At 65.9% G+C, this 12329-nt stretch carries 8 protein-coding genes; 4 read left to right on the forward strand and 4 right to left on the reverse strand.

What is annotated here, in order from left to right; all coding sequences use genetic code 11:
- Positions 1-21: 21 nt before the first annotated feature.
- Both ASE52_RS18140 and ASE52_RS18145 read right to left on the reverse strand, forming a co-directional pair.
- Positions 22-2184: a TonB-dependent siderophore receptor gene (locus ASE52_RS18140; RefSeq protein ID WP_057228076.1), complete on the reverse strand. Its 2163-nt coding sequence runs from the start codon at positions 2182-2184 to the stop codon at positions 22-24.
- 223 nt (positions 2185-2407) lie between these two features.
- A complete protein-coding gene (locus ASE52_RS18145) occupies positions 2408-3343 on the reverse strand; it encodes a LysR family transcriptional regulator (RefSeq protein ID WP_057228078.1) in 936 nt (311 codons plus the stop codon).
- Between the two features lie 72 nt (positions 3344-3415).
- Here ASE52_RS18145 and ASE52_RS18150 point away from each other — a divergent pair, with 72 nt between their 5' ends.
- Entirely contained in the window at positions 3416-3877 is a 462-nt protein-coding gene (locus ASE52_RS18150) for a PACE efflux transporter (RefSeq protein WP_057228080.1), read from the forward strand.
- Between the two features lie 226 nt (positions 3878-4103).
- On the opposite strand, the gene ASE52_RS18155 is transcribed toward ASE52_RS18150, so the two are convergent.
- Together ASE52_RS18155 and ASE52_RS18160 are read right to left on the reverse strand one after the other, a co-directional pair.
- Entirely contained in the window at positions 4104-5015 is a 912-nt protein-coding gene (locus ASE52_RS18155) for a response regulator (RefSeq protein ID WP_057228082.1), read from the reverse strand.
- On the reverse strand, positions 5012-8452 hold the full coding sequence (locus tag ASE52_RS18160; RefSeq protein WP_057228563.1) for an ATP-binding protein: 3441 nt from the start codon (positions 8450-8452) through the stop codon (positions 5012-5014). The genes ASE52_RS18155 and ASE52_RS18160 overlap by 4 nt, the downstream gene beginning before the upstream one ends.
- A 245-nt stretch (positions 8453-8697) precedes the next feature.
- On the opposite strand from ASE52_RS18160, the gene urtA reads away from it, so the two are divergent.
- The 3 genes from urtA (at position 8698) to urtC (ending at position 12310) form a co-directional block, all read left to right on the forward strand.
- Positions 8698-9963: an urea ABC transporter substrate-binding protein gene (gene urtA, locus ASE52_RS18165; RefSeq protein ID WP_057228084.1), complete on the forward strand. Its 1266-nt coding sequence runs from the start codon at positions 8698-8700 to the stop codon at positions 9961-9963.
- Positions 9964-10128: 165 nt separating this feature from the next.
- Positions 10129-11043 carry an urea ABC transporter permease subunit UrtB gene (gene urtB / locus ASE52_RS18170; RefSeq protein WP_057228085.1) on the forward strand — a complete coding sequence of 305 codons (915 nt, stop codon included), beginning with the start codon at positions 10129-10131 and terminating at the stop codon, positions 11041-11043.
- Between the two features lie 46 nt (positions 11044-11089).
- The gene (urtC, locus tag ASE52_RS18175; RefSeq protein WP_057228087.1) at positions 11090-12310 is read left to right on the forward strand and encodes an urea ABC transporter permease subunit UrtC; all 1221 of its coding nucleotides are present in this window, start codon (positions 11090-11092) and stop codon (positions 12308-12310) included.
- The last annotated feature ends 19 nt before the right edge of the window (positions 12311-12329 follow it).

Consider the following 12329-nt stretch of genomic DNA (forward strand, 5'->3'; position numbering starts at 1 on the left):
AGCGCTAGGCCTAAATTTGACCTAAAAAGCTACTTGCACTCCGGCCATCACCTGCCGTGCCGGTCCCGGAATGACAGTGAGCGCGCCCCACGAGGCGGTGGTGTAGGTCTTGTTGAAGAGGTTGTGCACGTCCAGCGTCAGCCGCGTGCGCTTGTCGATCTGCCAGTAGCCGGTGATGCGCGCCGTGGTGTAGGCCGGCAGGCGGTAGGTGTCGGTGGCAGTGCCCGTGCGTTCGCCCACATGCACCAGGCCGCCGCCCACGCCGTAGCGGCCGCCCCAGGGCGCCTGGTCTTCGCGGATGGCAAACAGCCCGGCGCTCACGCGCGGCACGTTAAGCAGGCGCTTGCCCAGCAGCGCGGCGTTGTTGTCGCGGGTCACCTCGGTGTCGGTGTAGGCAAAGTTGGCCGTCATGCGCCAATGCGCGTCGATCTGCCCGGCCACATCTAGCTCCAGGCCGCGGCTTTGCACTTCGCCCGCGGCGATGCTGAAGTTGGCGTTGGTGGGGCTGCGCGTGAGCACGTTGGTCTTGCGGATGTCGAACAGCGCCACGCTCGCGTTCAGGCGCTGGTCGGCCGACTGCCACTTGGCGCCCAGCTCCAGCGCCTGACCCTTTTGTGGGTCAAACGCTTTGCCGCTTTCATCGGTGCCCGCATTGGGGCGGAAGGATCGCCCGGCCGAGGCATAAATCGACGTGTTCGGGTTGACGAGGTAGGTCAGCCCTATGCGCGGCGTGGCGGCCGAGTGCTCCTGCACCTGTCGGCTGGCAGTCAGGCGGTTTTCGCTGTCCTGGTGGAAGCGGTCAAAACGCACGCCGGCCAGCAGCTTCCATTTTTCGGACAGGTCGATCTGGTCTTGCACAAACAGGCCCGTGGCGCGGGTCTTGTCCACCAGATCAAAGCCCGGCGTGAGGTTGCCCACGGGCTGGTTGTAGACCGGGTTGTAGATGTCGATGGCAAACGGCTGGCTGGCCAGGCTGGAGTAGCGGATGTCCTGCGCCGCAGTCAGGCGCCAGGTCTCCACGCCGGCCAGCACGGTGTGGGTAAAGCCGCCCGCTTGCAGCTTGCCTTCGACCTCGCCCTGCAGCGATGTATCGCGCGCTGGCAGGCTGCGCCAGCTGTCGCGGCGCGTTAGGGTGCGGCCGTCGGCAGCCAGCGCGCCCGTGAGGTCGATGGCCGGGCCATACAGGTCCGTCTCGCGGTACGACGCGCCCAAGCGCGTGCGCCAGCCCCGGCCCAGGTCGTGGTCCAGCGTCAGCTGGTGCGTGTCGCCATTGACATGCAGGTTCTCCCGGCTGGGGTCGCCCAGATACCGGTCGGACGGCAGCGCGCCCACGTTGCCCCGCACCTGCACGATGCCCCGGTCCAGCGGGGTGCGGATGCGGATGAACTCCGCCTCGTAGTTCAACACGGTGTCGGCGCCCAGGTTCCAGGTGAGGGACGGGGCCACCACCATCTTGCGGTTGTCCACCAGCGCGGTACGGCTCGCGCCGTCCTCGGCCGCCACGTTCAGGCGGTAGGCAACGTCCGTGCCCAGCGGGCCGGTGGTGTCGAGCGTGGCACGGCGGTAGCCATGCCCGCCCACCTGCACACCCGCCTTGTGCGCGGGAGTGAACTGCGGCTTTTTGGTGACGATGTTGAGCGTGCCGCCCGGCTCGCTGCTGCCATACAACGCGGCCGCCGGGCCTTTGAGAAATTCAAGGCGCTCGACCGAGCTCACGTCGCGCTGTGGACCATAGCCCCGGTTGGAGGCAAAGCCGTTGAGCAGCTGGCCGCCGTCGGTGTTGCTGAAGCCACGGATCGCATAGTTGTCCCAGGTGCCGCCAAAGTCGTTCAGGCGGGTGATGCCGCTCACATAGTCCACGGTGTCGGCTAGGCGCGTGGCGCCCAGGTCTTCCATCAGCTGCTGGGGCACCACGCGCACGGACTGCGGGGTTTCGATCAGCGGCGTGTCGGTGCGTGTGGCTGCGGTGTTGCGCTGCGCGCCCTGGTAGCCGGTGGTGGCGCTGCTGTCACGCACCTGCACTTCCGACAGGGCGGGGCTGGTGGGGACGGCGTCGGTCGGTAGAGCCGATGAAACAGGGGGTGCCGTCTGGGCCATGGCGGCGCTGGCGGTAAAGGCGCACAGCGCCAGGGTGGCGCGGGCCGTAGCAGCCTGCCGGGCGGGCCGGGGAATCGAGGGATGCATGGTGCAGATCGGTAGAGAGAGAAAACGGCGGGGCTTGCTCCCGCGCGCCGTGCAAACCGCCGCACGGGAGAGAGGTCGTGTTGAACGGGGCGCGGGCGGGGTGCGAATGAAAGGCCGTCATTATCTATGCAAATACAAACAATTCGCATTTGCTTTTTCGGTAACGCTCCCTTGCCTTCTGGGTCCGCATGCGGGCGGGCAGCGTCTGCCTTGCAAGAGACGCTCAGCGGGCCGCTGCCTTGGCCGCCGTGGCCATCAGCGCCACAAAACGCGCTGCGCCCAGGCCCAGCGGCCGCTCCTTCGACCACACCACATCCACCCACAGTGCGGTGCCGTTGCTCAGGTTCTCAAACGGCATCTCCACCAGCCGCCCCGCCTCGATGCGCGGCTGCACCAGCGCGCGGGGCTGCCAGCCCCAGCCGAGGCCCGCTTCGATCATCCCCAGCGCGGCCAGGTGGTTGTCGGTGCGCCAGTGGTGGCGGGCAAACACAAAACGCGGATCGGTCTGTGCCAAGTCCCGGCTGGCCACCACGATCTGGCGCGTGGTGGTCAGGTGTTCTTCGCGCAGCATGGCGCGCTCGGGCGGCTCGCCCCGGGCCAGGGCCGAGGCGCGCGCGCCCTGCAATACCGCATGGTCCGGCGCCATCACGGCAACCAGGGTTTCGGTGCCCACTTCCTGAAAGCCCTCGCGCCCGTCGATGCTGGGCCGCTCGAACACCAGCGCCAGCTGCGCGCGGCCGCTGTGCAGCAGCGCCAGCGCATCGACCTGCGGGGCGGTCAGCACCTCCACCTGCAGCAGCGGGTATTCCGATGCCAGCGTGGCCAGGGGGCCCGTCCAGCGAGCGGCCAGCAGCTCGGGCGCGATGGCCAGCGTCAGCCGCTCTTCCAGCCCCTGCGTCAGCGCCAGCGCCTGGGCGTTGAGCTGCTGCAGCTGCCCGGCGAGCAACCGGGCCTGCGGTTCCAGCGCGCGGGCGGCGGCGGTGGGCCGGGGCTCGCGACCGCTGCGGTCAAACAGCTGCACATCCAGCTCGGCTTCCAGGTGGGCAATGGTCATGCTTACGGCCGACGGCACCCGCGACAGCGCCCGCGCCGCCGCCGAAAAAGAGCCGTGGTCCAGCGCCGCCAGAAACACCTGCACGCTGTCTGAAGAGAAGGCCATGGGTGTGATCTGTCAAATAAACTGAAACAAGCTGACTTTATATATCAGCTGCAGGCACATAAAGTCACCCCCATGGACAAGCAACCCACCCTTTTCGGCCTGCAGGGCCTCAAGCGCCGACTGATCTATGTGAGCCTGTACGAGCTGATCGCCATCGCGGCTGCCACGGCCGGGCTGGCCCTGCTCTCGGGCCAGGGCGCGGGCCATTCGAGCGTGGTGGCCGTGGCAGCCTCGGTGATTGCCATCGTCTGGAACATCGTCTTCAACTGGGCGTTTGAGCGCTGGGAAGCTCGCCAGCCCGTGCGCGGTCGCAGCGTTGCGCGGCGCGTGGCGCATGCCATCGGTTTTGAAGGCGGGCTGGTCTTCACCCTCGTGCCGCTGTTTGCCTGGTGGTTTGACATCTCCCTGTGGCACGCGTTTGTGATGGACCTGGGGCTGATCGTGTTCTTCCTTTGTTACACCTTTGTTTTCAACTGGGTGTTCGACCACCTGTTCGGCCTGCCGGCGTCGGCCATGGCGCCAGTGTCTGTTTGAGGTTGCAAGATATTTCGCTATTGATTTAATAGCTATAAAATCTCGACAGACAAGCGCCAGATGCCAATTTGAACCATAAACCACCTGATGTGGCGCTGGCTCAGGAATATCGGACGAATCGTTCGCCCTGAGCCCGTCGAAGGGCTGTTCGCAAACAGCGCCCTGGCATTGGCAGGCTCAGCTCGCAGGAATAGGGGCAGGTGTGGCCCATCCGGAAAATCCGAACTCAGACCTGCAACAACTGCCCCGCAATGGCCGCAGCGGCGGTGCGTGTCTCCACCCCCAGCTTTTCAAAAATGTGCTCCAGGTGCTTGTTCACCGTGCGCGGGCTCATGCCCAGGATGTCGGCGATGTCGCGGTTGGTCTTGCCCTTGCTCAGCCAGGACAGCACCTCGGTCTCGCGTGGGGTCAGCGCGACCTGCTGCAGGTGGCGCGGGGCGGCGGCCTCGGGCGTGGTGCGGCTGAGCAGCAGCATCGACTCGGCCAGACCGCTCGCGCCCAGATGGCGGGCCAGCAACTGGCGGCCGTCGGCCAGCGCCAGGGTCTGGTCGCCGGTGGCTTGCGCGCGCACCAGCCAGGCAGCGGCGGCATCTGCGGGGGCGGGGTCGGCGGCAAATGCAGCCTCCAGCCAGCGCAATGCTTGGGGTGAACGCCAGGCCACGCGGCCCTGGCCGTCCAGCACCACCACGCCCAGCCCGGCCACGTCGACCGCCTCGCGCGCCAGCCGCGTGGCCTGGGCGTTGCGCACATGGGTGGCCAGGCGGGCCAGCACCTCCGGGATGCGCAGGGGCTTGACCACATAGTCCACCCCGCCACTGGCAAAGCCCCGCAGGATCTGCTCGGTGTCCGACAAGCCCGTCATGAACACCACCGGCACGTGCGACCAGGGCGGTGTGGCTTTCAGCTGGCGGCACAGCGCAAAGCCGTCCATGCCGGGCATCACCGCGTCCAGCAGCACGCCGTCGGGCACGGTCAGGTCAAAGCGCTGCAGGGCTTCTTCGGCGTCGCGCGCGGCCAGCACGGCGTAGCCCTCGGCGGCCAGGGCGTCGCACAGCATGCGCAGGGTGTCGAGTGCGTCGTCCACCACCAGGATCACGCGCTGGCTGACCTGCTGGCCTGGATGGGATTCGTCGTTCATAGGGTTCCCTCTTCGGGCTCGCGCAGGTGGTGGGCCAGGGTCTCAAAGTCGAAGCGGTCGGCACTGGCCTGTAGCAACGCCAGCGTGGCGGCATGGCCGGGCAGATCGCCGCGTGCGCGCCGCAGCCGCTCGCGCAGCGCGGCGGCCTGGCCAGACCGCGCCAGGCGGGTCAGGTCTTCGCGCAGTTCGTCGGGCAGCGTGGCCGGGGTGTCGTTGGGGTTGGCGGGGCCCGCGGCGGGCTCGGGGCTGGGCGCAAGCGGCGTGTTGTCGCGCACCCATTCCAGCTGCAGCGCGTGCTCCAGCGCCTGGAGCAGTTCGGATTCGATCACCGGCTTGCCGACAAAAGCCTGGCACTGCTGCGCCGCCAATCGTGAGGCCTCGTGCTCGAACAGATTGGCCGAAACGAACACGATGGGCAGCTCGGACGCAGGCCGCAACTCGCGCAGCAGGGCGGCGGTCTGCCAGCCGTCCAGGTCATCCATGGTGATATCGAGCAGCACCAGGTCGGGCGGTGTCTGGCGCACGATCTCGATGCATTCGCGCCCGCTGGCGGCCTCGCGCACCTCAAAACCCAGGGGCACCAGCAGGCCGGCCAGCAGCTGGCGCTGCAGGGGCTGGTCGTCCACCACCAGCAGCGTGCGCCGGGGCGCCAGGTAGCCGATCACGGGGCGCAGCGTGGCGCGGCTGGGCGTGGTCCAGGCCGGGTCTACCGCAATGCTGGGCAGGTACAGCCGCACGGTAAAGGTGCTGCCCTGGCCCGGGGTGCTGGTCAGCGTGAGCTGGCCACCCATCAGTTCGGCAAGCAGGTGCGTGATGGTCAGGCCCAGGCCCGTGCCCGCCTCGCTGGCGCGGCGCCCGGCGCTGCCGCGCTCAAACGGCACAAAGATGCGCTCCAGGTCTTGTGGCTCGATGCCGATGCCGGTGTCGATCACTTCAATGCGCGAGACATGCTGGCGAAAGTCCATGCGCAGCCGCACCTCGCCGCGCTCGGTAAACCGCACGGCGTTGGACAGCAGGTTGATCAGAATCTGCCGCAGCCGCTTGGCGTCGGCCCGTATCCAGCCCGGCATGGTGCCCAGCGTCTCCACCACAAAGTGCAGGCCCTTGGCCTCGGCCTGCGGGCGCAGCATGGCTTCGATGTTCTCGATCAGCTCGGGCAGCGGCAGCGGGGCCATGTCCAGCCGCAAGCGCCCCGCCTCGATGCGCGCCAGCTCCAGCGATCCATCGATGAGCGCATGCATGTGCTGGCCGCTGTGCTGCATGGTCGACAACGTCTCGCGCATCCAGCCCTCGGTGTGCGGGTTCTTGAGCAGGATCTGCGTGTAGCCCAGGATGCTGTTGAGCGGTGAACGCAGCTCGTGCGTCATGCCTGCCACGTAGCGCGTCTTGGCCTGGTTGGCGGACTCGGCCTGGTCCTTGGCCGCCTGCAGTTCGGCGTCGGTGCGCTTGTGGGCTTCGATTTCCTGCAGCAGCAGCTGCGTCTGCCGTTCCGACTCGTCCTGCGCCATGCGCCGGCTGTCGGTGCTCAGCACCACCCACCACGCGCACACGGCGGCCAGCAGCGCCAGCAGCGCAAACACCTTGAGAAACGGCATTTGTAGCATTTGCCCGGGCACCGGCGCTTGCAGGCTTTCCTGCACATACACCACGCCCACCAGAAACGCCATCACCGCGCACAGCGACACCATCACCATCAGGTACTGCCCCAGGCGAAAGTTCACCTTGATGGCCCAGCGCTGCGGCAGCAAGGCTTCCACCACGTTGCGGAGCTGGTCGGCCGCGCGCGAGCCGGTCTTGCAGCGGTCGTGGCAGCGCGATTCGAGCGAGCAGCACAGCGAGCAGATGGGCGCGGCATAGGCCGGACAGCGCGCCATGTCTTCGGATTCGAACTGGTTCTCGCACACGGCGCAGCGCACGATCTCGCCGCGTCGCCACTCGTTGCCCGGAGCGCGCGCTAGGTAGTAGCGGCCCTGCGTCAGCCAGGCCAGCAGCGGCGCCAGCGCCATCGACAGCACCAGCGCAATGAAGGGCGAAAACGCGGCCGCTTCTTCGCCCAGCAGCCCTGCATAGGCGCAGCAGGCCACCGTGGCCGCCAGCACCATGGCGCCCAGGCCCACGGGGTTGAAGTCATACAGGTGCGCGCGCCGAAACTCGATGCCTTTGGGCGACAGACCCAGAGGCTTGTTGATGACGAGGTCGGCCACCAGCGCTCCCACCCAGGCAATGGCCACGTTGCTGTACACAGCCAGCACTTTCTCCAGCGCGCCAAACACCCCGAGCGTCATCAGCAAGGTGGCAATCAACACGTTGAACACCAGCCACACCACGCGCCCGGGGTGGCTGCGGGTCACGCGCGCAAAAAAGTTGGACCACGCCAGCGAGCCCGCGTAGGCGTTGGTGAGATTGATCTTGATCTGAGAGACCACCACAAACACCACCGTCACGGCCACCGCCAGGCCCGGCAGGCCCAGCGCCTGCATGACCTGGTGAAAGCCTGCGAGGAACATCTGCGTGGGCTCGGCCGCGCGCTGGGCGCCCACCTCGAACTGCAGCGCGGCAAACGCCAGAAAGGCCCCACCCGCCATCTTGAGCATGCCCATCACCACCCAGCCCGGCCCCGCCACCAGCACCGCGCCCCACCAGCGCAGGCGGTTGGCGGCAGTGCGCTCGGGCAGAAAGCGCAAAAAGTCCACTTGCTCGCCAATCTGCACCACCAGTGAAAAGATCACCGCCGCGGCTGCACCAAACATGAGCGGGTCGAACTGGCTGCTGCCGCTCTTGAGGCCCGACAGTCCCGCAAAGTCGCGGTACAGCTGGGGCTGGGCCAGCGCAATCCACACAAAGGGCAGCAGCAGCAAGAACAGCCACAGCGGCTGCGTCCAGGCCTGCAGGCGCGATATGAGCGTGATTCCGCGCATGGCCAGCGGCAGGACCACCAGCGACGACGCGATGTAGCACCACTCCAGCGGCCACTCCACCACCATCTGCAGCGCCAGCGCCATGATGGCCGCCTCCAGCGCAAAGAAGATGAAGGTGAACACCGCGTAGATCAGCGACGTGATGGTGGAGCCCAGGTAGCCAAAACCTGCGCCCCGCGTGAGCAGGTCCATGTCCAGCCCATAGCGCGCTGCGTAGTAGGCAATGGGCAGGCCCGTCAGAAAGATCAGCAGACCCACGGTGAGGATGGCCCACATGGCATTGCTGAAGCCGTAGTTCAGCGCAATCGCCCCACCAATGGCCTCCAGCGCAAGGAACGACAGCGAACCAAACGCCGTGTTCGCCACGCGGAATTCGCTCCAGCGCCGAAAGCTCTTGGGCGTGTAGCGCAGCGCGTAGTCCTCCATGGTCTCGTCGGCCACCCAGGCGTTGTACTCGCGCCGGAAACGAAAAATCGTTTGTGGTGCGCTCTGGGCATCGGGTGTATGTGGTGAGGCCATGCCCAGCACAAAGCAAGAAGCGTTCTAGGCGCGCACCGCGTTGGGGCGTTGCATGGGCACGCATTGCCCTGCACAGGACCATGTGCAGGTCCCTGTGCAGGGCTCGCATCGGAATGCGTACGCAGCACTACGTTAATTGACGTATGGGCGCATTCAAGGGTTGTCCCTAACCTTCATTCCACAGCGCAAACAACCCGCTTCCGTCCCGTCCCTTCATTCACACCGATCCTGCAAGGAGCGTCTTCATGAGCCACCCGTACGACCCCCGCTTTAGTGAATCCGCCCAGGCTGAACCCGGCCGCCGTCGCATCCTGCAGGCGCTGGGCGCCGCATCCGTGGCGGGCCTGCCTGCCTGGTCTTTTGGCCAGCCCACTGCGCAGGTCAACACCACCAAGCTGGCCATCACCGACACTGAAGTCACCGTGGGCCAGCTGCACTCCGCCACCGGCACCATGGCGATTTCCGAAACGGGCTCCATCCAGGCCGAGCAACTGGCCATTGACCAGATCAACGCCATGGGCGGTGTGCTGGGCCGCAAGATCAAGGTCATCAAGGAAGACGGCGCCTCCGACTGGCCCACGTTTGCCGAGAAGTCCAAAAAGCTGCTCATCAACGACCGCTGTGCCGCCGTGTTTGGCTGCTGGACCAGCGCCTCGCGCAAGGCAGTGCTGCCGGTGTTCGAGAAAGAAAACGGCCTGCTCTACTACCCCACGTTCTATGAAGGCCTGGAGCAATCCAAGAACGTGATCTACACCGGCCAGGAAGCCACCCAGCAGATTCTGTACAGCCTGGAATGGGCCAAGACCGAGAAGAAGGCCAAGACCTTCTTCCTCATCGGCTCCGACTACATCTGGCCCCGCACCTCGATGAAGATTGCGCGCAAGCACATCGAGAACTTCCAGAAGGGCAAGGTCGTCGGCGAGGAGTACTACCCGCTGGGCAGCACCAACTTCGGCTCGCTGATGAACAAGATCAAGGTGCAAAAGCCCGATTGCCTGTTTGTGGCGGTGGTGGGCGGCTCCAACGTGGCGTTCTACAAGGCGCTCAAGGCCGCGGGCATCACGGGCGACAAGCAGCTGCTGGTCACGCTGTCGGTCACCGAAGACGAAATGACCGGCGTGGGCGGCGAGAACTTCAACGGGTTCTACTCGTCGATGAAGTACTTCCAGTCACTCGACAACGAGAACAACAAGAAGTTTGTGGCTGCCTTCAAGGCCAAGTACGGCAAGGACGCCGTGATTGGCGACGTGACGCAGGCGGGCTACCTGGGCCCCTGGCTGTGGAAGGCCGCGGTTGAAAAAGCCAAGAGCTTTGACGTGGACAAGGTGGTGGCCGCATCGCCCGGCATCGAGCTGACCACCGCGCCCGAGGGCTATGTGAAGGTGGACGCTAACCACCACCTCTGGAGCAAGTCGCGCATCGCCATGGGCATGCCGGACGCCTCGTTCAAGGTGGTGTCCGAGTCGCCTGCGCTGATCAAGCCCGACCCATTCCCCAAGGGATATCAGTAAGAAGGCACCCCCTGAGCGGCTTGCGCCGCCTCACCCCTCTCTCGCTGCGCGGGAGGGAGACGACATCCTCGGGGCGGGGCGGCCTTTCCTCGGTGTCCCTCGCAAGGGGATGCCCCATGCCACCCGCCGTCCATCTTCCACAGCCGCGCCAGGCAGGAGCTGCACATGACCTTTTCCGAAATGATGAACATCGGCCTGATGCAGGGCTTTGCGGGGCTGAGCCTGTTTGCCGTGCTGCTGCTCATGGGGCTGGGGCTGGCCATCATCTTTGGGCAGATGGGCGTGATCAACATGGCCCATGGCGAGTTCATGACCATCGGCGCCTACACGATCTACCTGGGCTCCACCCTCGCGGCCAACCATGCGCCGCAAATGATTCCGTACTACTTTCCGCTGGCCATCGTGGCGGCCTTCGGCTTTGCGTTTGTGGCGGGCTGGCTGGTGGAGTGGGGACTGATCCGCCACCTGTACAAACGCCCGCTCGACACCCTGCTGGCCACCTGGGGCATCAGCCTGGCCCTGCAGCAATCGTTTCGCACCTTCATCGGCCCCAAGGAGGTCAGCCCGACCTTGCCCGACTGGCTGCTGGGTTCGTGGGCGCCCGCCGAGGGGCTGGACATCCCGATCAATGGCCTGTTTGTGCTGGCGCTGACGGCGGTGGTCACAGGGGGCGTGCTGCTGGCCCTGCACAAGAGCCGCTGGGGCCTGCGGGTGCGCGCCACGGTGAGCAACCGCGTCATGGCCAACGCCATCGGCATCGACACCCAGAAGACCGACCGCCTGACCTTTGCCATCGGCTGCGGCATTGCCGGCGTGGCGGGCGCGGCGTTTACCACCATCGGTTCCACCGGCCCCACGTCGGGCTCGCTCTACATCGTGGACGCCTTCCTGGTGGTGACGTTTGGCGGCGCGGCCAGCCTGCTGGGCACTGTGGTGTCGGCCTTCGGGATTGCGCAAACGCAGTCGATCACCGAGTTCTTCATGGCGGGCTCCATGGCCAAGATGATCACGCTGTCGCTGATCGTGCTGATCCTGATGGTGCGGCCACAGGGCTTGTTCGCCTCCAAAGTTCGCCGATGAAATTCGCTCAACTGTCCATTTCCTTCGAGCCCACCGGAGTCTCCGCATGAACGCCCTCAAAGCCTGGATCCTGCGCTACCAGCTCGCCAGCCTGGTACTGCTCACCGTGCTGCTCGCCGTGGTGCTGCCGCTGGCACTCGACATCTTTCGGCTGAACCTGGTGGGCAAGTACCTCACCTATGCGTTCGTCGCTATCGGCCTCGTGATGGTGTGGGGCTACGGTGGCGTGCTCAGCCTGGGGCAGGGCGTGTTCTTTGGCCTGGGGGGCTATGCCATGGCCATGTTCCTCAAGCTCGAAGCCTCCGACCCCATCAGCACCAAGATCCAGTCCACGCCCGGCATCCCAGACTTCATGGACTGGAACCAGATCACCGAACTGCCCAGCTTCTGGATTCCGTTCAAGAGCCTGCCGTTTGCGCTGGCGGCGGTCATCGTCGTGCCCACGCTGCTGGCCTGGATCATCAGCTTTGCGATGTTCAAGCGCCGCGTGGGCGGTGTGTATTTCGCCATCATCACGCAGGCCGTGGCGCTGATTCTGACGGTGCTCATCATCGGCCAGCAGGGCTACACCGGTGGCGTGAACGGCATGACGGATCTGAAGACCCTGTGGGGCTGGGACACGCGCACCGACAGCGCCAAATACATCCTGTACTACGTGTGTGTGGCGCTGCTCATCGGCTCCATCATCCTGTGCCGCTGGATACAGACCGGCAAGGTGGGCACGCTGCTGCTGGCCATGCGCGACAAGGAAGACCGCGTGCGCTTTTCGGGCTACGACGTGGCCAATTTCAAGGTCTTTACCTTCTGCCTGGCCGCCGCGCTGTCGGGCATCGGGGGCGCCATGTTCTCGCTGCAGGTGGGCTTCATGTCGCCCAGTTTTGTAGGCATCGTGCCGTCCATCGAGATGGTGATCTACGCCGCCGTGGGCGGGCGCATGAGCCTGGTGGGCGCGGTGTATGGCACCTTGCTGGTGAACGCGGGCAAGACGTATTTTTCGGAGAGCTTTCCCGAGCTGTGGCTGTTCCTCATGGCCGGGCTTTTCATCGGCGTGACCATGGCTTTCCCCATGGGCCTGGCGGGCCTGTGGGAGAGCCATGTGGTGCCGTGGTGGAAGGGCCGCCGCGAAGCACTGCGCCAGGCATCGGTGCAAGGCCGACCACCCGCAGCGCGCCCGCCTGCGGATGCTGGGCCAACGTCTGCACCGGCGGCATCGTCGCTCGCACCGTCTGCTGTGCTGCCTGACGGCGTGAGCCGCCAGGGCGTCTGAACCCACCGGAGCACCCCTC

The sequence above is a fragment of the Acidovorax sp. Root275 genome, from assembly GCF_001428965.1.
GTDB lineage: Bacteria > Pseudomonadota > Gammaproteobacteria > Burkholderiales > Burkholderiaceae_C > Acidovorax > Acidovorax radicis.

Coding starts and splice junctions, on each gene's coding strand:
- ASE52_RS18140 (WP_057228076.1), bottom strand. CDS start 2,184: ATGCATCCCTCGATTCCCCGGCCCGCCCGGCAGGCTGCTACGGCCCGC.
- ASE52_RS18145 (WP_057228078.1), bottom strand. CDS start 3,343: ATGGCCTTCTCTTCAGACAGCGTGCAGGTGTTTCTGGCGGCGCTGGAC.
- ASE52_RS18150 (WP_057228080.1), top strand. CDS start 3,416: ATGGACAAGCAACCCACCCTTTTCGGCCTGCAGGGCCTCAAGCGCCGA.
- ASE52_RS18155 (WP_057228082.1), bottom strand. CDS start 5,015: ATGAACGACGAATCCCATCCAGGCCAGCAGGTCAGCCAGCGCGTGATC.
- ASE52_RS18160 (WP_057228563.1), bottom strand. CDS start 8,452: ATGGCCTCACCACATACACCCGATGCCCAGAGCGCACCACAAACGATT.
- urtA (WP_057228084.1), top strand. CDS start 8,698: ATGAGCCACCCGTACGACCCCCGCTTTAGTGAATCCGCCCAGGCTGAA.
- urtB (WP_057228085.1), top strand. CDS start 10,129: ATGACCTTTTCCGAAATGATGAACATCGGCCTGATGCAGGGCTTTGCG.
- urtC (WP_057228087.1), top strand. CDS start 11,090: ATGAACGCCCTCAAAGCCTGGATCCTGCGCTACCAGCTCGCCAGCCTG.